17 protein-coding genes are annotated in these 22,089 nt (G+C 74.2%); 14 read left to right on the plus strand and 3 right to left on the minus strand.

The window, feature by feature from the left end; translation table 11 throughout:
- Positions 1-52: 52 nt before the first annotated feature.
- On the minus strand, positions 53-595 hold the full coding sequence (locus ACFQ8Y_RS13980; protein ID WP_430564468.1) for a DinB family protein: 543 nt from the start codon (positions 593-595) through the stop codon (positions 53-55).
- A 99-nt stretch (positions 596-694) separates the two neighbouring features.
- Here ACFQ8Y_RS13980 and ACFQ8Y_RS13985 point away from each other — a divergent pair, with 99 nt between their 5' ends.
- From ACFQ8Y_RS13985 to ACFQ8Y_RS14000, 4 genes are all read left to right on the plus strand, one after another.
- Positions 695-1,306, plus strand: a complete 612-nt coding sequence (locus ACFQ8Y_RS13985) for a hypothetical protein (protein ID WP_430585832.1) — start codon at positions 695-697, stop codon at positions 1,304-1,306.
- 43 nt (positions 1,307-1,349) lie between these two features.
- Positions 1,350-1,946, plus strand: coding sequence for a hypothetical protein (locus ACFQ8Y_RS13990; protein WP_430552397.1), 597 nt, complete (start codon positions 1,350-1,352; stop codon positions 1,944-1,946).
- Positions 1,943-3,580: a methyltransferase gene (locus ACFQ8Y_RS13995; protein WP_430585833.1), complete on the plus strand. Its 1,638-nt coding sequence runs from the start codon at positions 1,943-1,945 to the stop codon at positions 3,578-3,580. Before ACFQ8Y_RS13990 ends, ACFQ8Y_RS13995 begins: the two co-directional genes overlap by 4 nt.
- 103 nt (positions 3,581-3,683) lie before the next feature.
- Entirely contained in the window at positions 3,684-4,208 is a 525-nt protein-coding gene (locus ACFQ8Y_RS14000; RefSeq protein ID WP_430564472.1) for a hypothetical protein, read from the plus strand.
- An 85-nt stretch (positions 4,209-4,293) separates the two neighbouring features.
- Here the strand turns inward: ACFQ8Y_RS14000 and ACFQ8Y_RS14005 are convergent, their stop codons facing one another.
- The gene (locus ACFQ8Y_RS14005; RefSeq protein ID WP_430585834.1) at positions 4,294-5,718 is read right to left on the minus strand and encodes a TrkH family potassium uptake protein; all 1,425 of its coding nucleotides are present in this window, start codon (positions 5,716-5,718) and stop codon (positions 4,294-4,296) included.
- 116 nt (positions 5,719-5,834) lie between these two features.
- On the opposite strand from ACFQ8Y_RS14005, the gene ACFQ8Y_RS14010 reads away from it, so the two are divergent.
- Positions 5,835-6,986: a S1 family peptidase gene (locus ACFQ8Y_RS14010; protein WP_430585835.1), complete on the plus strand. Its 1,152-nt coding sequence runs from the start codon at positions 5,835-5,837 to the stop codon at positions 6,984-6,986.
- Between the two features lie 157 nt (positions 6,987-7,143).
- Here the strand turns inward: ACFQ8Y_RS14010 and ACFQ8Y_RS14015 are convergent, their stop codons facing one another.
- Positions 7,144-7,791: a TetR/AcrR family transcriptional regulator gene (locus ACFQ8Y_RS14015; protein WP_430552402.1), complete on the minus strand. Its 648-nt coding sequence runs from the start codon at positions 7,789-7,791 to the stop codon at positions 7,144-7,146.
- A 101-nt stretch (positions 7,792-7,892) separates the two neighbouring features.
- Between ACFQ8Y_RS14015 and ACFQ8Y_RS14020 the strand changes: the two genes are divergently transcribed.
- From ACFQ8Y_RS14020 to topA, 9 genes are all read left to right on the plus strand, one after another.
- Positions 7,893-10,478, plus strand: a complete 2,586-nt coding sequence (locus tag ACFQ8Y_RS14020; RefSeq protein ID WP_430585836.1) for a beta-glucosidase — start codon at positions 7,893-7,895, stop codon at positions 10,476-10,478.
- 96 nt (positions 10,479-10,574) lie between these two features.
- Positions 10,575-12,254, plus strand: a complete 1,680-nt coding sequence (locus tag ACFQ8Y_RS14025) for an ABC transporter substrate-binding protein (RefSeq protein WP_430563973.1) — start codon at positions 10,575-10,577, stop codon at positions 12,252-12,254.
- The gene (locus ACFQ8Y_RS14030; protein WP_430585837.1) at positions 12,254-13,360 is read left to right on the plus strand and encodes an ABC transporter ATP-binding protein; all 1,107 of its coding nucleotides are present in this window, start codon (positions 12,254-12,256) and stop codon (positions 13,358-13,360) included. Before ACFQ8Y_RS14025 ends, ACFQ8Y_RS14030 begins: the two co-directional genes overlap by 1 nt.
- The gene (locus tag ACFQ8Y_RS14035) at positions 13,357-14,337 is read left to right on the plus strand and encodes an ABC transporter permease (RefSeq protein WP_430552406.1); all 981 of its coding nucleotides are present in this window, start codon (positions 13,357-13,359) and stop codon (positions 14,335-14,337) included. Before ACFQ8Y_RS14030 ends, ACFQ8Y_RS14035 begins: the two co-directional genes overlap by 4 nt.
- A gap of 1 nt (position 14,338) precedes the next feature.
- A complete protein-coding gene (locus ACFQ8Y_RS14040) occupies positions 14,339-15,361 on the plus strand; it encodes an ABC transporter permease (protein ID WP_430585838.1) in 1,023 nt (340 codons plus the stop codon).
- Positions 15,358-16,392: an ABC transporter ATP-binding protein gene (locus tag ACFQ8Y_RS14045; RefSeq protein WP_430585839.1), complete on the plus strand. Its 1,035-nt coding sequence runs from the start codon at positions 15,358-15,360 to the stop codon at positions 16,390-16,392. The genes ACFQ8Y_RS14040 and ACFQ8Y_RS14045 overlap by 4 nt, the downstream gene beginning before the upstream one ends.
- 149 nt (positions 16,393-16,541) lie before the next feature.
- On the plus strand, positions 16,542-18,143 hold the full coding sequence (locus ACFQ8Y_RS14050; RefSeq protein WP_430585840.1) for a hypothetical protein: 1,602 nt from the start codon (positions 16,542-16,544) through the stop codon (positions 18,141-18,143).
- Positions 18,144-18,207: 64 nt separating this feature from the next.
- Entirely contained in the window at positions 18,208-19,191 is a 984-nt protein-coding gene (locus ACFQ8Y_RS14055; protein WP_430585841.1) for a phosphatase PAP2 family protein, read from the plus strand.
- A gap of 134 nt (positions 19,192-19,325) precedes the next feature.
- Entirely contained in the window at positions 19,326-22,079 is a 2,754-nt protein-coding gene (topA, locus tag ACFQ8Y_RS14060) for a type I DNA topoisomerase (RefSeq protein ID WP_430585842.1), read from the plus strand.
- Positions 22,080-22,089 lie beyond the last annotated feature (10 nt).

Consider the following 22,089-nt stretch of genomic DNA (forward strand, 5'->3'; position numbering starts at 1 on the left):
GTCGGCACGCTACGCGGCCGCGCGGGGTCGGGGCGCGGGGTGGGGCGCGGGGCTAGAGCCCCGTGCGCCCGTCGATGCACTCGCGCAGCAGGTCCACGTGGCCCATGTGCCGGGCGTACTCCTCGAGCACGTGCAGCAGCACGTCGCGGGCCTCGACGGTACCGCCGTCGTAGGGCACCTCGCGGCTCAGGTCCTCGCCGGCGAAGCAGTCGTCCGCGGCCTCGACGGCGCGGTGCCAGGCGTCCCACGCCTCGTCGACGCAGGTCGCGTCCGGGAGGGCGCCGTCGAAGTCGACGTCGGGGTAGCCGGGCAGCTCGAACGGGCCGCGCTCGTCGAGGCCCTCCAGCACCCGCCGGAACCAGTGGTGCTCGACGTTCGCGAGGTGCCGGACGAGCCCGAGCAGCGAGAGCGTCGACGGCGGCACGGCACGGCGTGCGAGCTGCGAGGCGTCGAGGCCCTCGCACTTCATGACCAGCGTCATGCGGTAGCGGCAGAGGTATTCCCAGAGGGTCTCCTTCTCGCCGACCGGGTCGACGCCCGTCGCTCGCGGGTCATTCTCGGGATGCACCCACAGGCCGGGCGTGGTAGAGGTCACGCGCGTAATCTGGCCGAACGCCCGCCACGGGTCAAGCCGCATGCTCCCACCTGCGGCGACGTTCCGGCGTCGTGCGCTCTCCCGGTAGCCTTCGGCAGCATGAGGGCCAGCACGAGACGCGCCGGTGGCGCCTCGCGCGGCGTGGTCGGTCGCCTGAGGCGACCGGTGCCGGGGATCTGGCGTCGCCGCTCGTCGTTCGCGGCCGCCGGCGCCGTCGCGCTGCTCCTGGGCATGGGGGTCGGGGTGGCGTCCGGCTTCGTGGCGGACGCCGGCGCCCCCGCCGAGGCGGTCCTCGCGGCCGGCCCGCCCGACGAGTGCCCGGTGGTGCAGGCCGCGTGGTCGCGGTCGGCGTCCCTCCAGGTCGAGATGACGGCCGACGACCCGGCCACCCTGCGGCGCGGCTTCGTGGGTGCCCGCGACGCCCTCGCCGAGGTCCGGCCGCCCACGGAGGTGCGTGACGACTGGCTCACCGTGGCGACCTACGTCGGCGCGGTCGCCGACGAGATCGAGGCGGCCGGCGAGGGCGAGGTCGCGACGGCCGTCGCCGAGGCCCTGGCGGAGCTCGACACCCCGGCGATGACGGCGGCGTCGAACCGCGTCACCACCTTCCTCAAGGACGATTGCGGCGCGACCGACGCGCCTGACGAGACCCCGGACGACACGTCGGACGACACCCCGGACGACACCCCGGACGACGCGCCCGCCGACTGAGCGGAGATTTCCGCGCGCGCGGGCGGTGACGCACCATAGGGGGATGCGCCGCGCCCGCCTCCTGCCCCGCCACCTCCCGGTCGTCGTCGTGGGGATGCTCGTGACCGGGGCCGCGCTGGCCGGCTGCGGGCAGTCCGACGGCGGCGAGGAGCCGGTCGCGGAGCCCGCCCCGGCGGTCTCGATCCCCGGCGACCTCGCGATGGGCGTCGAGGGCGAGCCGAGCCGGTCGAAGGACGCGGCGTCGGACCCGGAGGCGTCGCCCGACCCGAGCGCGGACGCGACGGACGGCGAGGGCCTCGACCGCGAGACGTGCGCCGGGCTGCAGCAGGCCTGGTCCACGACCAACCGCGCGCTCGTCGACCTCAGCCCGGAGCACCCGCGCGCGCTGGTGCAGAGCTTCCGCACCGCGGACACGGCGATGGCAGACGCCGAGCCGCCGGAGGGCGTGGCGGAGCCCTGGGGCGCGATGGCGGACTACCTCGACAGCGCCGTCACGGCGTTCGAGGGCGTCGACGCGGACGACGCGAACGCCGTGAGCTCCGCGATGGCCGGCGCGATCACCGCGGACGACACGGCCGACGCCACGACGGCCGCCAAGGACATCACCACGTTCCTGTCGACCGAGTGCGCGGGCCGATGACGACGGACGGCCTCGCCCCGACGCCTGCCTCCACGACTGCCTCGGCGCCCGTGCCCGGCGCGGCGGGGCACGCCGGGTCCTTGGTCGACGCGCTGCGGTCGGACCTGACGGCGGCGGGCTACACCGTCGACGGCGTCGGCGAGGCGCTGGGCGAGGTCGCGTCCGCGGCGCTGCACCGCGAGCAGACCGTGCCGGCCCGCCGCGCGCTCGCGGACGTCGGGCCCGCGCACGAGCCACGCGCCGTGCTCGCCCGGCTGTTCCTGCTGGCCGACGAGGTGCCGCGCGGGGCGCTTGACCGGGCGCTGCCCGGCCTCGGCACCGCCGGTGCCGCCCACCTGGGGCTGGTGGCCGCGGCGGGTGAGGGTGACGACGACGCTGTGCGCGCCGTCGTCGACCTGCGCCCGTACGCCGCCGTCGACGCGGGCGGGGAGGCGTCGTGGTGGCTGGCGAGCGACCTCGCCGAGCTGGCCACGGGCGGTCGGCTCGCGACGGACCACGTGCTGGGCGCCGGCGGCGCGTCCACGACGCTCGCCCAGGTCACGGCGCGCACGCCCGTGGGCCGCGTGCTCGACCTGGGCACGGGCTGCGGCATCCAGGCGCTGCACGCCGCGCGGCACGCCCGGCACGTCGTGGCGACCGACCTGTCCCGGCGCGCGCTGGGCTTCGCCCGGTTCAACCTCGCGCTCAACACCCCGGCGGCGGGGGTCGACGTCGCGCTGCGGCACGGGTCGATGCTGGACCCGGTGGCGGGGGAGAGCTTCGATCTGGTCGTCTCCAACCCGCCGTTCGTCATCACCCCGCACGCCGGCGCGGCGGGCGCCGCGGTGGCGGAGGCGCTGGGCGACTACGAGTACCGCGACGGCGGCCGCTCGGGCGACGACCTGGTGCGGGACCTGGTGCGTGACGTCGGCGGCGTGCTCGCGCCCGGCGGTGTCGCGCAGCTGCTGGGCAACTGGGAGCACCGGCGCGGCGAGCCGTGGGACGAGCGCGTGGGCGCGTGGCTCGACGCCGCCGGCCTGGACGGCTGGGTGATCCAGCGCGAGGTGCTCGACCCGGCGGAGTACGCCGAGACGTGGATCCGCGACGGCGGCACCACCCCGGAGCGCGAGCCGGGCGCCTGGGCCGCCGCGTACGGCGCGTGGCTGGACGACTTCGCGTCCCGCGACGTGGAAGCCGTCGGCTTCGGCATCGTCACCCTCCGCCGGCCCACGGGCGGCGCGCGGCCGACGCTGCGCCGCCTCGAGGAGCACACCGGCTCCGTGCACCAGCCGCTCGGCGCGCACGTCGCGGCGTCGCTCGCGGCGCACGACTGGCTCGAGGCGCGCGACGACGCGGCGCTCGCCGGCGCCCACCTCGTGGTCGCGGACGACGTCACCGAGGAGCGGTTCCACACGCCCGGGCAGGCCGACCCGAACGTCGTCGTGATCCGGCAGGGCGACGGGCTGGGTCGCGGGGTGCACGCCTCCACCGGCCTCGCGGCGTTCGTCGGGGTGTGCGACGGCGAGCTCGCCGTCGGGCAGATCGTCGGGGCGCTGGGCGCGCTGCTCGACGTCCCCGCCGACGACCTGCGGGCCGAGCTGTTCCCCGCCGTCCGCGGCCTGGTGCGCGACGGCTTCCTCCGCCCCGCCGACTGACGGCGCCGCCCGGGGGCCTGCCGGGCGTGGGCCGTGCCACATGGGGAGAACTCCCCGTCGCGCCGGGGCGCAGGAGCGGCGCCCGTCGGTCACGATGGTCCCCATGCGCAACCGACTGACGATGACCCGTGCCACCGCCGTGGCCGCCGCCGCCCTGCTCTCCCTCGGCCTCGCCGCCTGCAGCGGCTCCGGCGACTCGGGGTCCGGCTCCGGCGAGGGCACGCCCGCCGCCGAGGAGCAGGCGCCCGAGGAGAGCCCGGCCGAGGAGGAGGCCCCGGCCGACGAGGCGGCCGGCGGCGACGTGTGCGGCGCCGTCCAGGCCCTCACCGAGGCGTCCTCCGCGATGGGCGACGTCGACCCGTCCGACCTGCAGCCCACGGTCGACAAGCTCGAGGACCTCACCACCACGCTCGAGAGCGTCGGCGAGCCGCCCGCGGAGATCGCCGACGACTGGGAGGCGCTGACCACGTCGTTCCGCACCGCGACGGACGGCCTGAGCGCCGCGGCCGAGGACCCCACCGACGCCGAGGCGATGACGAAGCTGCAGGACGCCATGTCCGCCATGACCGGCTCGGAGTTCCAGGAGGCCGCGCAGGCCGTCGGCACGTACGCCGGGACGAACTGCTGACACGCGAGGAATCGTCGGTGCTGGATCGATCCTCGAACCGGCCGTCTGAGGATCGATCCAGCACGCTCGATGCGTGGCGGGGGCGTCAGCCGATGACGACGGCCGCCTCCGGGCGCCGGTACAGGCGCTGCCGGTCGCGCATCGCGAGGCCGGTGCCGAGCGTGATGGGCCCGAGCCGGCCGAGGAACATCAGGGCCACGAGCACGAGCTGGTGCCAGGGCTGCATGTCCGCGGTGATGCCGGTGGACAGGCCGGTGGTGCTGAACGCGGAGACCACCTCGTACAGCACCTGGTCCAGGGTGAACAGGCTGGTGGACAGCGTGATCGCGAGGGTGGGCAGCACCACGGCGGCGACGCCGACGAGCGCGACGGTGAGCGCCTGCCGCTGGGTGCTCGGTGTCAGGCGCCGGTCCCAGAGCGTGGCGTCGGGGTCGCCCCGCAGCTCCGACCAGATCGCGACGGCGAGGACGGCGAACGTCGTCACCTTGATGCCGCCGGCGGTGCCGCCCGACCCGGCGCCGATGAACATCAGCATGTCGGTGAAGAACCACGTGCCGTTGTTGGCCTGCGACAGGTCCACGGAGTTGAAGCCCGCGGTGCGGGGCATCACCGCCTGCGTGAACGCGGCCAGCACCTTCGCGGGCGGGTCGAGGGGGCCGAACGTGCCCGGGTTGCGCCACTCGGCCGCGAGGAAGAACACCGTGCCCACCACGAGCAGCACCACCGTCATCAGCACGGTGAGCCGCGTGTGCACGCTCCAGCGCGACAGGCGCTGCAGATCGGTCGGCCCGTCCTCGGTCCTGCGGGTGCGGTGCAGGCGCCACAGCTCCAGCAGCACCGGGAAGCCGAGGCCGCCGATGATGATCGCCGCGCAGATCGGCAGGCACACCCACGGGTCGGCGACGAACGGCACGAGGTTCTGGCTGTAGATCGAGAAGCCCGCGTTGTTGAACGCGGACACCGCGTGGAACACGCCGGACCAGACGGCGTGGCCGAGCGGTTCGTCGTAGGCGGCGGCGAACCGCGCCGTGAGCAGCACGGCCACCACCAGCTCGGTGACGACGGTGAACCGCAGCACGCCGAGCAGCACGCGCCGGACGTCGCCCATCCCGACCGAGCGGGTCGACTCGGTCGCCACCAGGCGGGTGCTGAGCCCCAGGCGGCGGGTCAGCAGCAGGCCGAGCAGCGACGCGAGGGTCATGACGCCGAAGCCGCCCACCTGGATGAGCAGCAGGATCACGACCTGCCCGAACGGCGTCCAGAACGTCTCGGTGTCCACGACGGCGAGGCCGGTCACGCAGGCCGCGGACGTCGCGGTGAACAGGGCCTCGACGAAGCTCGCGTTCCTCCCGGTGGCGCTGACCGGCAGGCTCAGCAGCGCCGTGCCGGCGCCGATCGTCGCGAGGAAGGCGAGGGTGACCACCTGCGCCGGACGACGGCGCAGGCTCGCGGGCGAGGCGGGGGACGTCGCGGGCACCCGGTGCGGGCGCAGCCACGGGATCGGGTGCACGAAGGATCAGTGTGCACCCGGCGGCGGGCTGGACGCGCCCTGGCCGCGGGCTGGTCACCCCCGTAGCGTGTGGTGCGCCGGGCAACCGTCCGGTACCTGACGGAAGGGATTCTCCGATGAGACGCACGACCTTCAGGACGATGGCCGCCACGGCTGCCGGGCTCACGCTCGCGGCGACCGCGGCGACGGCCCAGGCCGCCGGTCCGGACCCCGACGACGACGTCGCGGGCGCGGACCGATATCCGGCCGGGCTCCTGCGGGCCATGACGGACGACCTCGGCGTGTCGAAGGAGCGCGCCGTCGAACGGCTGGACTTCCAGGACGACGCCGCGGCCGCGCAGGAGCGGCTGCGGGAGAAGCTCGGTGACGACTTCGCCGGCGCGTGGCTCGACCCCGAGCTCGACCGGCTGTTCGTCGCCACGGCGGGCGACGCGGGCGGTGCCGTCGAGGCCGCCGTGCGCGCCGCGGGCGGTCGGGCGGTGGACGCCCGGTACTCGCTGGACCAGCTCGAGGGCTGGGCCGCGGACCTGGGCGACGATGCCGCCGCGGCCGTCGGCGTGACCGGCTGGCACGTGGACGTGCAGGACAACACCCTCGTGGTCGAGACGCTGGCAGGGGCGGACGCCCGGGCGGACGTCGACGACGCGCTGGCCGCGGCGGGCGTGCCGAGCGGCGCCGCCACGGTGCGCACGACCGCCGAGCGGCCACGGGTGCTCGACGACGTCGTCGGGGGCAACGCGTACTACATCAACGGGGCGTCGCGCTGCTCGGTGGGCTTCGCCGTCACGGACGGCTTCGTCACCGCGGGGCACTGCGGCTCCGCGGGCGACCCGACGTCGCAGCCCACGGGCACGTTCGCCGGGTCGAGCTTCCCCGGCGACGACTACGGGTACGTCCAGGTGGGGCTCGGCAGCACGCCGGTCGGTGCCGTGAACGACTGGGCGGGCGGCCAGGTCGCCGTCGCGGGCGCCGAGCCGGCGCCGGTGGGGGCCCAGGTGTGCCGCTCCGGCTCGACGTCGGGCTGGCACTGCGGCACCGTCGAGGCGCTCGACGTCTCGGTCTCCTACGCCGAGGGCACGGTCGACGGGCTCATCCGCACCGACGTGTGCGCGGAGCCGGGCGACTCCGGCGGCTCGCTGCTGGCGGGCGACCAGGCGCAGGGCGTCACGTCCGGCGGTTCCGGGAACTGCACGTCCGGCGGCACGACGTTCTTCCAGCCGGTGGGCGAGATCCTCGACGCCTACGACCTCACCCTGGTGACCGGCTGACCGCCGGGAGGTAGTCCAGAGATCCGCGATGTAGCTCGGAAGACCGCGAGGTAGTTCACAGGTCGGCCCGGTGGCGCTCCACCGTGGCCCGACGAGCTACCTCGGCGGTTCTTCGAGCTACCTCGCGGTCTTCCGAGCTACCTCGCGGATCTCTGGACTACCTCGCGGGGACGACGCGCGGGGCGTCCGGCCCGGCGAGGACGGCGGCGAGGATCGCCTCGATCGCGAACGCGGTCTCCTCCGCGAGGTCGACGGCGTCCGGGTCCAGGAGCCACTGCACCTGGAGGCCGTCCATGACGCCGATGACGGCGCTGGCGGCGCTGCGGGCGCGTGCCTCCTCGAGCGCCACGCCGCGCTCCTGCGCCACCTGCCGCAGCGCCGTGGTGATCTCGCCGCGCAGCACCGTGAAGCGCTCGGTGACCCAGGCGGCCGCCGGGTGGCCGTCGGTGACGGACTCGCCCGTGAGCACCGAGTAGGCCTGCACGATGCCGCGCCGGTCGGCGTTGATCCGCGCGGTCGTCATGAGGTGGCGGAACAGGTCGAGTCCGCCGGGGATGTGCTGCCCCTCGAGGTGCTCGACGTCGACCCGGTCGCGGTACTCCAGCACGGCCCACAGCAGCTTGTCCTTGCTGCCGAAGTGGTGCAGCACGCCCGCGTGCGTGATGCCCACCTGCTCGGCGACGTCGACCAGCGACCCCGCGTGATAGCCCTTCGAGCCGAACACGCGCGTCGCCGCGCCGAGGATCTCCTCGCGCCGCTCGGCCTTCGAGGGGCGGGTCCGTCGCGGGGTGCTGCCGTCTGCCATGGCGTCACCATACTGTGACCTTCGTCTACTTACTTACCTGTCAGTAACTGTGCTTCACTGGGCGCCAGTCGACGCCGACCAGGACGAGGGAGTACCGCCGCGTGTCATCGCAGACCGCTGTCACCAGCACCGACACCAGCACCGACGCCAGCACCGACGCCAGCACCGAGATCGAGATCGACGCGCTCGTGGACCTCCTCGGGGTCGACGAGAAGGCCGCCCTCGTGGTCGGCGCGTCCATGTGGGCGACCCGCGCCGTCGAGCGGATCGGGCTCGAGCCCGTCGTCATGTCGGACGGCCCGGTGGGGGTGCGCGACCCGCAGGGCCACGGCACCTCCGCGATGCTGCCCGCGCCGTCGGCGCTCGCCGCCACGTGGGACGTCGAGCTGGCCCGGCGCACGGGACGGCTCTTCGCGGCGGAGGCCCGCCGGCACGGGGTGGACGTGGTCCTGGCGCCGCAGGTCAACCTCCAGCGCACGCCCGTCGGCGGGCGGCACTTCGAGTGCTACTCGGAGGACCCGCACCTCACGGCCGAGGTCGCCGTCGCCCTCGTCACGGCGGCGCAGGAGCGCGGGGTCGGGATGTGCGTGAAGCACTACGTGGCCAACGACTCCGAGACGGACCGCACGCGCTACCTCGCCCGCGTCGACGAGCGGACGCTGCGGGAGGTGTACCTCGCGCCGTTCGACCGCCTCGTCGCCGCCGGTGCGTGGAGCGTCATGGGCGCGTACAGCGGGGTCGACGACGGCACCGTCGCCGCGCCCGCCCTCGAGCACCGCCCGCTGCTCACCGGCGTCCTCAAGGAGGAGTGGGGCTTCGACGGCCTCGTCGTGAGCGACTGGGTCGCCACGCAGTCCGTCGCGCCCGCCGTGCGCGGGGGCCTCGACCTGCAGATGCCCGGGCCCGACGGGCCGTGGGGCGACGGCCTGCTCGCCGCCGTCCGGTCCGGGGAGGTGGCCGTCGCCGACCTCGACGACAAGGTGCGCCGCCTGCTGCGGCTCGCGCACCGCGTCGGGCGGCTCGCGCTGCCGGGCGGACCTGTCGTCGACGGCGGGCCCGTCCCGGCCGAGGACCCGGTGCCGCTGCTGCGCGAGCTCGTCGGACGCTCCGTCGTCGTGCTCAAGAACGACGGCCTGGTCCCGGTCGCGGACGGGCCCGACGGCGCGCCCCTGCGCGTGGCGCTGCTCGGGGCGCACGCCGTGGAGCCGTTCTTCCAGGGCGGTGGCTCGTCGTTCGTCGTGCCGGACCGCCTCACGTACCCCGCCGAGGCGCTGCGCGCCGCGCTCCCGGCGGGCTCGGTCGTCGATCTCGTCGCCGGCTCGCGCGTGCTGCGCAACCCGCCGGCGCTCGACCCGGCCCGCTGCACCGACCCCGTCACCGGCGCGCCGGGCGTGCGCCTGGAGTGGCTCGCCGCCGACGGCACCGTCCGCCGCGTCGAGACCCGCGGCGCCTGGGACGGCTGGTGCGCCGACGTCGGCCCCGACGACGCGACCCTGCGCCTCAGCGCACGGGTCCGCACCGACGAGCCGGGCACCCACGAGCTCGGGGTGGGCACGGTGGGGGCGCACCAGGTCACGGTGGACGGCAGGACGGCCTCCGCCGGCGACGTCGTCGTGGACGAGGACGTCATCCTCGCCTCGGGCCACAACCACCCGATCGCCTCGACCCTCGCCGTCGAGGGCGGCGCCGACGGCACCCTGCTGGAGGCGGAGCTGCAGGTGGTGCACCCCGTCGGCTACGACCGGTTCGTGCGCGGCGCGCTGGTGCACCGGCTGCCCGGGCCGACGGCCGAGGACGAGCTCGAGGCGGCGGCCGCCGCGGCCAGGGAGGCCGACGTCGCCGTCGTCGTCGTGGGCACCACGCACGAGGTCGAGTCCGAGGGCTACGACCGCGCCGACCTGGCGCTGCCCGGCACGCAGGACGAGCTGGTGCGGCGCGTGCTCGCCGCCAACCCGCGCACCGTGGTGGTCGTCAACGCCGGCGCGCCGGTGCTGCTGCCCTGGTACGACGAGGCGCCGGCCGTGCTGTGGGGCTGGCTGCCCGGCCAGGAGGCCGGGACCGGCCTCGCGGACGTGCTCACCGGAGTCACCGAGCCGTCCGGCCGCCTGCCGTGGACCCTGCCCGCCCGGGCCGCGGACGTGCCCGTGCCGCACGCGATCCCCGCCGGCGGCGTCGTCGACTACGCCGAGCGGCTCGACGTCGGCTACCGCGCCTGGGAGCGCCGCCTCGACGCCGGGCCGGGGGCGGGAGGCCCCGAGCCCGCCGCCCCGTTCGGGCACGGGCTCGGCTGGACGACGTGGGAGTACGAGGCCGCCGACGCCGTGCCCGCCGACGCCGTGCCTGCCGACGCCCGGGAGGACGTCGTCGTGCGCGTCGCCGTGCGCAACACCGGCACGCGCCCGGGGCGCGAGGTCGTGCAGGTCTACGTGACCCCGCCCGCCGGCACGGTCGCCACCGATCCCGAGCGCCCCGTGCGCTGGCTCGGCGGCTTCGCCGTCGTCGACGCCGCGCCGGGAGAGCGCGCCACCGCCGAGGTGCGCGTCCCCCGGCGCGCCCTCCAGACGTGGGACGCCGCCGCCGGCGGCTGGACCACCCCGCCCGGCACCTACCGGCTCACCGCGAGCCGCTCGGTGCGCGACCCCCGGCTCGACGTCGACCTCGTCGTCGCGCCCGGCATCCAGCCCTGACCATCCAGCCCTGACCATCCAGCCCTGACCATCCAGCACCGATCACCTACCCATCGCCCCGCCATCGGCGGCGGGGCTCGTGCAAGGAGGCACACCGTGAGAATCCGCAAGCTCAGCACGGCGGTCGCGAGCGCCGCGGTCGTGGCCCTGCTGGCCGCGGCCTGTGGCGGCGGCGCCGGCGGGAACAGCCCGTCCGCCTCTTCCGGCGGCGTCGGCACGGAGACCCTGACCGTCGGCATGCCCAACGGCGTGCAGACCCAGAACCAGTCGCCGTTCGCGACCGGCTCGTCCGCGCTCTCCCTCGGCTACGCGTTCGTCATCTACGAGCCGCTCATGATGCGCAACCAGGCCAAGCCGTCCGAGGACCCGGAGCCCTGGCTCGCCGAGAAGATCGAGTGGAACGAGGACTACACGCAGGCCGTCATCACGCCGCGGTCGGGCGTGACCTGGTCGGACGGTGAGGACTTCACCGCGGACGACGTCGCGTTCTCGATCCAGCTCCGTATCGACCACGAGGGCCTCAACGCGGCCGCGCTGCCGTACGACAAGGTCGAGACCGACGGCACCACCGTGACCGTGTCGTTCACGGCCCCGCAGTACGTCAACCAGTCCAAGCTGTACGACCTGCTCATGGTGCCGGAGCACCTGTGGAAGGACGTCGACGACCCGACGACGTTCACGAACGAGGAGCCCGTCGGCACCGGCCCCTACACGCTCGAGTCGTGGACGCCGCAGGCGGCCACCGTGAAGGCGCGCGACGACTACTGGGGCGGTCAGCCCAAGGTCCCGGAGATCCGGTACTCGTCGTACAACGACAACAACGCCCTGACCACGGCCCTCACCACGGGCGAGGCGCAGTGGGGCTGGACGTTCATCGCCGACTACGAGAACGTCTACATCGCGCAGGACCCGGAGCACTACCACCAGTACGCCGCCGCCGGCCTCGGCATCGACGCGCTGTTCCTCAACAACGAGAAGAAGCCGTTCGACGACGTCGCCTTCCGGCAGGCGCTCAACATGGTCGTCGACCGGCAGGAGCTGGTGGACGTCGCCACCTCCGGCGTCAACCCGCCGCTGACGAACGCGACCGGCCTGCCGCTGCCCGCGGGAGAGCCGTTCCTCTCCGACGCCTACGCGGACACCGACCTCGCCGTCGACGTCGAGGGGGCCAAGGCGCTGCTCACCGACGCCGGCTACACCTGGGAGGGCGAGAAGCTCGTCGACCCGGACGGCGAGAAGGTGACCTTCGAGCTCACCAACCCGGCGGGCTGGAACGACTACCTCACCGCGCTCGACCTCATCAAGAACGCGGCCGCGACGCTGGGCGCCGACGCCACGGTCAACCCCGTCAACCAGGACGGCTGGTTCGCCGACGTCATCCCGCCGGGCGACTTCCAGGCCACGCTGCACTGGACCGACGGCGGCGCGACGCCGTGGGACATGTACGCCGACCAGTTCGACGGCGCGCAGTACAAGAAGCTCGGCGAGCCGGCCACGTGGAACTTCGGCCGGTTCCAGGACGACGCCGCGACGAAGGCGTTCGCCGACTACGCGGCGGCGACCGACGACGCCACGCGCCAGGCCGCGATGGACACGATCCAGCAGGTCTACGTGGAGCAGGTGCCCGCCATCCCGATCTGGTCGCGCCCCGCCACCGCGCAGTACTCGTCGCTGAACTACGTCGGCTGGCCGTCCGAGGACGACCCGTACAACCAGCCGCAGCCCACGGGGGTCCAGGCCGCCCAGATCGTCATGCACCTGGAGCCCGCGTCCTGATGTCCCTCCACACCACCACCCCCGGGGCGCCTGCCGGCGCCCCGGGGGGCACCCCCAGCACCGACCCCGGCGCGCCCGTGCTCGAGGCCGTCGGGCTCACGAAGCACTACCTGGTCAAGGGCGGCGGCCGAGGCTCCGGGCGCGGCGCCGTCGTGCACGCCGTCGACGGCGTGGACCTCGCGCTGCACGCCGGCCGCGTCGTGGCCCTCGTCGGCGAGTCCGGCTCCGGGAAGTCCACCGTGGCGCGTCTGCTCTCCCAGCTCCAGCCCGCCACCGCGGGCCGGCTGCTGCTCGGCGGCACCGACGCGCGGGCGCGCGGACGCCGCGCGTTCCGCCGCTACGTGAACCGCGTCCAGATGATCTTCCAGGACCCGTTCTCCTCGCTGAACCCGGTGCACCCCGTGCGGTACACGCTCACGCGGGCGCTGCGCATCCACCGCGGCCGTCTGCGCGGGGACGAGCTGGAGCGGGCCCTCGCCGAGCTGCTCGAGCGCGTGCACCTCACGCCCGCCGAGCGGTACGTCGACAAGTTCCCGCACGAGCTGTCCGGCGGGCAGCGCCAGCGCATCGCCATCGCGCGGGCGCTCGCGGCCGACCCGGAGGTGCTGCTGGCCGACGAGCCCATCTCGATGCTCGACGTGTCCATCCGGCTCGGCATCCTCAACCTGCTCGCCGACCTGCGCGACCGGCTGCACCTGGCGATCCTCTACATCACGCACGACATCGCCTCGGCGCGGTACTTCGCGGACACCACCCTGGTCATGTACGCGGGGCGGGTCGTGGAGTCGGGGGACAGCGAGTCGGTCACCCAGGACCCGAAGCACCCGTACACGCGGCTGCTCCTGGCGTCGGCCCCCGACCCGGAGAACCTCGCCGAGCGGCCGGCGGGCGCCCCTCGCGGCGAGCCGCCCAGCCTGGTGCGGCCACCCTCGGGCTGCCGCTTCCACCCGCGCTGCCCGTTCGCCACCGACCTGTGCGCGGCCGAGGCGCCGCCCCTGCTCGACGTCGGCCGTGGGCCGGCGGGCGAGCCCCGGCAGGCCGCCTGCTGGGGGTACGCCGACCGCGCCGACGCCCCGGTGCTGACGCCGACGGGAGGGGACGCATGAGGTTCGTGCTGCGCCGCGCGCTGTTCTACCTGTTCACCGCCTGGGCCGCCATCACCATCAACTTCTTCGTGCCGCGCCTGCTGCCGGGCGACCCGGTCACCGCCCTCATGGGGCGCATGCAGGGCCGGATCGACTCGAACGCCGAGCAGTCGCTGCGTGTGCTGTTCGGGCTCGACCAGGACATGTCGTTGTGGGACCAGTACGTGCACTACTGGCAGATGCTGCTGCACGGCGACCTCGGGCTGAGCTTCACCCACTTCCCGACACCCGTGTCCGACATCGTCACGCAGGCGCTGCCCTGGACGGTCGGCCTGGTCGGCATCGCCACGATCATCGCCTTCCTGCTCGGCACGGCCGTCGGCACCGGCATCGGCTGGCGACGCGGCACCTGGGCGGACTCGCTGCTGCCGATCACGACCTTCTTCTCGGCGGTGCCGTACTTCTGGCTGGGCCTCATCGCCATCGCGGTGTTCGCCGTCAACCTCGGCTGGTTCCCGTCCAACGGCAGCTACGACCGCGGCATGGTGCCGTCGCTGAGCTGGGAGTTCGTCGGCTCGGTGATCTACTACGGCACCCTGCCCGCGCTGACGATCGTCGTGTCGTCGATCTCGGGCTGGATCCTCGGGATGCGCAACATGATGGTCACCGTCTCCAGCGAGGACTACGTCACCGTGGCGCACGCCAAGGGCCTGCCCGCCCGGGCGGTCGTCGTGGGGTACGCGGCGCGCAACGCGATCCTGCCGCAGGTCTCCAGCTTCGCCCTGGCACTCGGCTTCGTCGTCGGCGGCACGCTCGTCATGGAGATGGTCTTCAGCTACCAGGGCATCGGCTACACGCTCTACCAGGCGGTCTCCACCCACGACTACCCGCTGATGCAGGGCTGCTTCCTCGTCATCACGCTGTCCGTGCTGGTCGCCAACCTCGTGGCGGACCTGGCCTACGCGGCGCTCGACCCCCGCACCCGGCAGGAGGGCTGACATGGCCACATCGACCACCGCGATCGAGGTCGCGGCACCCACGGGGCCGAACGACGTCGGGCAGGGCGTCGCGCGCCCGGGCCGGCGCCCCCGGCTGCTGTTCCTGCGCAACTCCAAGGCGCTCGTCGGCATCGCGATCCTCGTGTTCTTCGGGATCCTCGCCGTCGTCGGCCCGTGGATCGCGCCGTACGACCCGAACCAGGTGAGCACCGCCCTGCTGCAGCCGCCGTCCGGCGCGCACTGGCTCGGCACCGACCACACCGGGCGGGACATCCTGTCGCAGATCATCGTCGGGACCCGGGGCGTGCTGGTCGTGGGCCTGGTCGCCGGGCTCGGTGCCACCGTGCTCGGCGTGCTCGTCGGCGTCACGGCCGGGTTCGTCGGCGGGCTGGGCGACGAGGGGCTCTCGGCACTGTCGAACGTGTTCCTCGTCATCCCGCAGCTGCCGCTCATCATCATCATCGCGGCGCAGCTGCCCAGCGCGGGCGGCATCACCGTGGCGCTCGTCATCGGCGTGACCGGGTGGGCGTGGGGCGCGCGCGTGCTGCGCGCCCAGACGCTGTCCCTGCGGAAGCGGGACTTCGTCGAGGCGGCGCGGGCCACGGGCGAGCGCACGTGGCGCATCGTGCTGGCGGAGGTGCTGCCCAACCTCACGGCGATCATCGCCGCGGGCTTCGTCGGCACCGTGACGTTCGCCGTCCTCAGCCAGGTGACGCTCGCGTTCATCGGCATCACCCCGGTGAGCGAGTGGAACTGGGGCACCATCCTGTTCTGGGCCCAGAACAACCTGGCGCTGCAGCGCGGCGCGTGGTGGTGGTTCGTGCCCGCCGGCCTGTGCATCGCGCTGCTGGGCATGGCGCTCACCCTGATCAACTTCGGCATCGACGAGCTGGTCAACCCGCGCCTGCGCAGCACCGGCATGCACGCCCGCACCCTGCGCCGCCGTGGCATCCGCCCGCGCGTCGGCTTCACCCCGGTGGTGAGGCCGGCGCGCCCCACCGAGCCCACCCAGGAGGACAGATGAGCGAGCCCGTGCTGGAGATCCGCGACCTGCACGTGGACTACGGCTTCGGCGACGACCCGACGCACGTGCTGCGGGGCGTGGACCTGACCCTGCACCGCGGCGAGGTGCTCGGCCTGGCGGGGGAGTCCGGCTGCGGCAAGTCGACGCTCGCGTACGCCGCGACCCGGCTGCTGCCGCCGCCCGGCCTCATCACCGGCGGGGAGGTGTGGCTCACCGACCGCGAGGGCCGGCGCAGCGACGTCCTCGGCCTGACCGACGCGCAGCTGCGCGCCGCCCGCTGGCGCGACGTCGCCATCGTGTTCCAAGGCGCGATGAGCTCCCTCAACCCGGTCTTCCGGATCGGTCGGCAGCTCACCGACGGCATCCGGGCGCACCGGCCCGGGCTGTCGCCCCAGGACCTCGAGGCGCGGGCGGCGGAGCTGCTCGAGATGGTCGGCATCTCCGCGGACCGCCTCCGCGCGTACCCGCACCAGCTCTCGGGCGGCATGCGGCAGCGCGTGATGATCGCGATGGCGCTCGCCCTGGAGCCGCAGGTGCTGCTCATGGACGAGCCGACGACGGCGCTCGACGTCGTCATGCAGCGCCAGATCCTCGAGCAGATCATGGAGCTGCGCGACCGGCTGGGGTTCTCCGTCGTCCTGATCACCCACGACGTGTCCCTGCTGGTGGAGGTCGCCGACCGCATCGCCATCATGTACGCGGGCGAGATCGTGGAGGAGGCCACCGCGCAGGAGGTCTACCGCAGGCCGCGGCACCCGTACTCCGCCGGCCTGCTCGGCTCGTTCCCCCCGCTGCGCGGGCCGCGGCGCGAGCTGTCCGGCATCCCCGGCGCCCCGCCCGACCTCCAGCGGCTCGGCGCGGGCTGCCCGTTCGCGCCGCGCTGCCCGCACGCGATGGACGTCTGTCGCGACGTGCGCCCCGTGCTGGGGCCGCCGCGCACGGGCGAGGAGCGGCGCGTCGCGTGCCACCTGCACGACGCCGACCTGGTGGGCGCGGGCTCGAGCGGCCTGCCGCCGGAGCTCGCCCGCTGACCGGTCGACGACACCCCCGGGAGGTATGAAGTTTCACGGTCGGGCAAGGGGCGCCCTCGGAGGTCTGGATCGGCGTCTGACCTGCCGCTATGTTGCACGCGGGCTCGACTGGAGGCGGTGTGCGCGTGGGCGCAGGAGTACGGCGGTGGATGGCGTCGGTGGGTGCGGCGGTCGCGCTCGCCCTGGTCGCGACGGGGCTCGTCGTCCCGCCCGCGACGGCGGACGACGCCGGCGGCGACGCCACCGTCGTCGTCCCGACGGAGGAGCGCTGGTGGGTGGGGCAGGAGGTCACCCTCGAGGTGACCGTCACCCAGGACGGCGCGCCGGGCATCGGCCAGATCACCTGGATGGCCGACGGCTACAGCTCGTCCCAGTGGCGGGCCTCCCTGACGGACGGTCGGGCCACGATCGTGGTCCCGACCGTCGACGACGCCGCCGGCCTGCACCGCGTCGTGGTGCGCCACGTCGACACGTCCGCGGCCGTCGACCCGGCCACCGGTCAGTACCCCGTCCGGTCGTGGGGCGCGGCCGATATCGAGCTCGCCGACCCCACGATCCCGCTGCTGAACGCGACGTCGTGGCACTACGGCGACGCGCACGAGCTCCGCTTCGACCTCACCGGTACGGACGAGCCGAGGGAGGGCGAGGTGACCGTCGACCTCGGCGGCGGGGTGGAGCGGTCTGCGCCGCTGGTGGACGGTGTCGCCGCGTTCGCCCTCGACGGCACGGAGGTGGCCCGCTGGCGGACCCTCCGGTTCGTGCACAGGACCCTCGCGGGGGAACCCGTGTCGAGCTGGGGGGCCTGGGTGCAGGCCACGAGCAAGCCGGTCACGGTGAAGGCCACGGTGCCGTCCTCGGTCCGCTACGGCTCGGACGTCGTCGTGCCGGTGCGCGTCACGTCCACGCTCGGGACGCCCGTGGGGCGCGTGTCCGTCACGCGCAGCAGCGACGGGAAGTCGCTGGCCTCCGCCGCCGTGGTGGGCGGGAAGGCGACGCTGCGGTTCCCGGCGAGCAGGCTCGCGTTCGGCGACTCGTACCTGGCAATCGAGTTCGACGGCGCCCCGGAGTACGAGGAGCACGTCGACCGGTGGCACACGCTCGTCGTCCGCCCCCGGGCGACGTCCGTCGCCGTGTCGACCGGGAGGACGTGGACCTACGGCAAGGGGCGCCGGATCGCCGTGACCGTCTCGTCGCCCGGAGCCACGCCGACGGGCCGGGTCGAGCTGTGGTCGTACGGCAAGAAGCTGCGCACCGGCACGCTCGCGAAGGGGAAGGCGTCGCTGTACGTCCCCGCCACCGGCGTGAAGGCGCAGGGCGGTGAACCGCAGTACATGGTGGTCAAGTACGTCGGGCCGTCCACCTTCGAGCGGTCGCAGCGGGCCTGGAGCCAGAAGGTCGCCGAGGCGCGGCCGAAGGTCACGTTCCGCATGGATCGCACGTCGTTCCCCGCCGACTGGTCGGACCGTCGCTCGGTCCGCGCGACCGTCACGGTCGCGACGGCGGGGCTCCCCGAGCGCGGCCGCCTGTGCCTCTGGACGCGCGACCCGCAGTCGTCCCAGTCCCGCTGGGCCGGCTGCTGGACCAACTGGTCGTGGAAGGTCGACGACGGGCGGCGGACCCTCCGTGTGCCCGGGGTGCTGCTGTCGGGCTCGCCCGGGAAGTCCTTCATCAAGGTCCAGTACACCCCCAAGGACCAGAGCGTCCGCCAGGTCTTCTCCAACACCGTCACGCTGAGGCACACCCGCCCTTAGCGCGCGGAGAGGTCCCCACGCCGCGCATACGTTTCCGACACACCGGAATGGGTAGCGTGGCCCCGTGCTCACCGAGACGCGCCCCCCGACGCCGCCGACCCCCTCGCAGGGGACGGCGGGCGTCGGCGCGCCGATCCTGCCGGTCGGCGCGTGGCGTGGACGTCGGACCGTCCCGCAGGCGCGGACGGCGCCGCGCGTCGCCGCCGGGGTCGTGGCCGTCCTCGCCGTGCTCGGGGTGTGGCTCACCTGGCGGTTCTTCGTCGGGACGACCGCGGGCCAGCGCGTCGACGAGCTCGCGTTCGGCGGCGCGACCTACGGCCAGGGGCGCCTGTGGCAGGTCGCCGAGCCCGTGCTCGACGTCGTCTCGGTGGCGTTCGTCGTCGCGGGGGTCGGGGTGGCGATGCTCGTCGCCCTGGTGCGGCGCCGCTGGGTGCTGGCGCTGCAGGTCGCGGTGCTCGTGGCCGGCGCGAACGTCACGACCCAGGTGCTCAAGCACGGCGTCCTCGACCGGCCCGAGCTGCTGCCCGGGTGGACCGGCCCCAACACGCTGCCCAGCGGGCACACGACCGTGGCTGCGTCCGTGTCGGTCGCGCTGCTGCTCGTCACGCCGCGGGCCTGGCGGCCGGTGGTCGCGATCCTCGGTGCCGCCTACACGGCGGCCACCGGCGTCTCGACGCTCGTGGGGCAGTGGCACCGGCCGTCGGACGTCGTCGCCGCGGTGCTCGTCGTCCTGGCGTGGGGGGCCGCGGTCTGCGCGCTCACGCCCGCGTCGTCGACGGACGAGCCGCACCGACGGGGCGGATCCTCGTCGGCACCGGGGTCGTACGTCGTGGCGGGCCTGCTGCTCGCCGCGTCGGCGGTCGGCGTCGTCGTCTCCGGCGGCACCCTCGTGGGGCTCGTCACGAACGGCGACCCGGTGCCCCTGTCGCCGGACCTCACCGCGTACGCGGCGGGCGTCCTGGGGGTGCTCGCGGTGACCGCGGCGGCGTTCGCGGCGCTCCTCGTGCTCCGGCAGCTCACCGCGCAGCCCCGCCGCACGTCTCGGTAGAGTGCCGCCCGGCGGCCGTGTCGGGGAAGTGACGAGCAGATGTCGTACCGTGACATGACCGGTCGGCCGGCCACCATCACCACCGCAGCAGCACGCCGCCCGCACCGCCGCAGCACCAGGGAAAGCAGGAACGGATGCCCCAGCCACGCAAGCTCGTGATCGTCGAGTCGCCCACCAAGGCCCGCAAGATCCAGGGCTACCTCGGTGACGACTTCGAGGTCGAGGCGAGCGTCGGGCACATCCGCGACCTGCCGCAGCCGCGCGACCTGCCGACGGACATGAAGAAGGGCCCGTACGGCAAGTTCGCCGTCGACGTCGACAACGGCTTCGACCCCTACTACGAGGTGCACGCGGACAAGAAGCAGAAGGTCCGCGAGCTGAAGAAGGCCCTCAAGGAGGCCGACGAGCTCTACCTCGCCACCGACGAGGACCGCGAGGGCGAGGCCATCGCCTGGCACCTCATCCAGGAGCTCAAGCCGAAGGTCCCGGTCAAGCGGATGGTGTTCCACGAGATCACCCGCGAGGCGATCCTGCGGGCGCTGGAGAACACCCGCGAGCTCGACGAGGACCTCGTCGACGCGCAGGAGACCCGCCGCATCCTCGACCGCCTCTACGGCTACGAGGTCTCGCCCGTGCTGTGGCGCAAGGTGCGCCAGGGCCTCTCCGCGGGCCGTGTGCAGTCCGTCGCGACGCGGCTCGTCGTGGAGCGCGAGCGGGAGCGCATGGCGTTCGTCCCCGCCGACTACTGGGACGTCACCGGGCAGTTCGCGCCGACCGAGGGCGACGACTCCGGGCAGGCGTTCCGCGCCCGCCTCACCGGGCTCGGGGCCGACCGCGTGGCGTCCGGCCGCGACTTCGACGACCGCGGCCGCCTCAAGGTGCGCACCGGCGTGGTCCAGCTCGACGAGGCGTCGGCGCGCGCCGTCGTCGCGGGCCTCGCGGACGCCGCCTTCGCCGTCCGGTCGCTCGAGACCAAGCCCTACTCCCGCAAGCCGGCCGCGCCGTTCACCACCTCGACGATGCAGCAGGAGGCCGGTCGCAAGCTCCGCATGAGCGCGCGCCAGGCGATGCGCACCGCGCAGGCGCTGTACGAGAACGGCTACATCACCTACATGCGGACCGACTCGCCGTCGCTGTCCGCGGAGGCCACCGACGCCGCGCGCCGGCAGGCGGCCGAGCTGTACGGCCCCGAGTACGTGCCGGGCGCCCCGCGCCTGTACGCGTCCAAGAGCAAGGGCGCGCAGGAGGCGCACGAGGCGATCCGCCCCGCGGGCGACTCGTTCCGCACCCCCGCCCAGGTGGCCCGCGAGATCTCCGGCGACCAGTTCAAGCTGTACGAGCTGATCTGGAAGCGCACCGTGGCCTCGCAGATGGCCGACGCCAAGGGGTCGACGGCGTCCGTGCGGCTCGCGGCCTCGCTGACAGCCGCCGCGGGCGAGCTCGCGGGCCGCGACGCCGTGTTCTCGGCGTCCGGCACCGTCATCACCTTCCGTGGCTTCCTGGCCGCGTACGAGGAGGGCACGGACGTCGCCGAGGGCGACGGCGCCGGCGCGTCGGGCAAGGACGCCCGGCTGCCGCGCATGGCCGAGGGCGACCCGCTGCGCGGCGACGACCTCGCCGCCGAGGGGCACTCGACCACGCCGCCCGCCCGCTACACGGAGGCGTCGCTGGTCAAGGCGCTGGAGGAGCTCGGCATCGGGCGCCCGTCCACGTACGCGGCGACCATCTCGACGGTCCAGGACCGCGGCTACGTGCGCACCAAGGGCCAGGCGCTGGTGCCCACCTGGCTCGCGTTCGCCGTCGTGAAGCTGCTCGAGGAGCACTTCCGCTGGCTGGTGGACTACGACTTCACGGCCGAGATGGAGGCCGACCTCGACCAGATCGCGTCGGGCAGCCGGGACCGCGTGGCCTGGCTGACGCGGTTCTACTTCGGCGACGGCTCGGGCGACAGCACCGGCTGGGGCCTGCACGAGCTGGTGGAGAACCTCGGCGAGATCGACCCCGTGGCGATCAACTCGGTCGAGATCGGCGAGGGCATCCGGGTGCGCGTCGGCCGGTACGGCCCGTACGTCGAGGACCTGGGCGCCGAGGTCGAGGAGGGGCAGAGCCCGCCGCGCGCGTCCATCCCCGACGACGTCGCGCCCGACGAGCTCACCGTGACGAAGGCGCGCGAGCTGCTGGCCGCCGGCGCCGAGGACGGCAAGGTGCTCGGCACGGACCCGGTGTCGGGCAACGAGATCATCGCGAAGAACGGCCGCTACGGCCCGTACGTCACCGAGGTGCTCGACCTGCCGGAGATCGACCCGAGCCTCTCGGCGGCGGCGCAGAAGAAGGCGAAGGCCGCGCAGCCGAAGCCGCGCACCGGGTCGCTGCTCAAGTCGATGACGCTCGAGACGGTGACGATCGACGACGCGCTGAAGATCCTGTCGCTGCCGCGCGTCGTGGGCACCGACCCCGAGTCGGGCGACGAGATCACCGCCCAGAACGGCCGCTACGGCCCGTACCTCAAGAAGGGCACGGACTCGCGGACCATCGCGTCGGAGGAGCAGCTCTTCACCATCACGCTGGACGAGGCGCTGAAGATCTACGCCGAGCCGAAGCGCGGGCGGGGCGCCCGCGCGGCCACCCCGCCGTTGCGGGAGCTGGGCGACGACCCGACCAGCGGCAAGCCGATCGTGGTCAAGGACGGCCGCTTCGGCGCGTACGTCACCGACGGCGAGACCAACCGGACGCTGCCGCGCGACCTGACGCCCGAGAGCATCACGCCCGAGCGGGCCGTCGAGCTGCTGGCGGAGAAGCGGGCGGCCGGCCCGGCCAAGAAGCGCACGACGACGCGCAAGCCCGCCGCGAAGAAGCCGGCGACGAAGAAGCCGGCCGCCAAGAAGTAGCGCGACGGCG

Origin of the sequence: Isoptericola sp. NPDC056605 (assembly GCF_042792795.1) — a bacterium.
Classification (GTDB): domain Bacteria; phylum Actinomycetota; class Actinomycetes; order Actinomycetales; family Cellulomonadaceae; genus Isoptericola.

Coding starts and splice junctions, on each gene's coding strand:
- ACFQ8Y_RS14015 (WP_430552402.1), bottom strand. CDS start 7,791: ATGGCAGACGGCAGCACCCCGCGACGGACCCGCCCCTCGAAGGCCGAG.
- topA (WP_430585842.1), top strand. CDS start 19,326: ATGCCCCAGCCACGCAAGCTCGTGATCGTCGAGTCGCCCACCAAGGCC.
- ACFQ8Y_RS14050 (WP_430585840.1), top strand. CDS start 16,542: ATGGCGTCGGTGGGTGCGGCGGTCGCGCTCGCCCTGGTCGCGACGGGG.
- ACFQ8Y_RS14030 (WP_430585837.1), top strand. CDS start 12,254: ATGTCCCTCCACACCACCACCCCCGGGGCGCCTGCCGGCGCCCCGGGG.
- ACFQ8Y_RS13995 (WP_430585833.1), top strand. CDS start 1,943: ATGACGACGGACGGCCTCGCCCCGACGCCTGCCTCCACGACTGCCTCG.
- ACFQ8Y_RS14000 (WP_430564472.1), top strand. CDS start 3,684: ATGCGCAACCGACTGACGATGACCCGTGCCACCGCCGTGGCCGCCGCC.
- ACFQ8Y_RS14045 (WP_430585839.1), top strand. CDS start 15,358: ATGAGCGAGCCCGTGCTGGAGATCCGCGACCTGCACGTGGACTACGGC.
- ACFQ8Y_RS14035 (WP_430552406.1), top strand. CDS start 13,357: ATGAGGTTCGTGCTGCGCCGCGCGCTGTTCTACCTGTTCACCGCCTGG.
- ACFQ8Y_RS13990 (WP_430552397.1), top strand. CDS start 1,350: ATGCGCCGCGCCCGCCTCCTGCCCCGCCACCTCCCGGTCGTCGTCGTG.
- ACFQ8Y_RS14040 (WP_430585838.1), top strand. CDS start 14,339: ATGGCCACATCGACCACCGCGATCGAGGTCGCGGCACCCACGGGGCCG.
- ACFQ8Y_RS13985 (WP_430585832.1), top strand. CDS start 695: ATGAGGGCCAGCACGAGACGCGCCGGTGGCGCCTCGCGCGGCGTGGTC.
- ACFQ8Y_RS14010 (WP_430585835.1), top strand. CDS start 5,835: ATGAGACGCACGACCTTCAGGACGATGGCCGCCACGGCTGCCGGGCTC.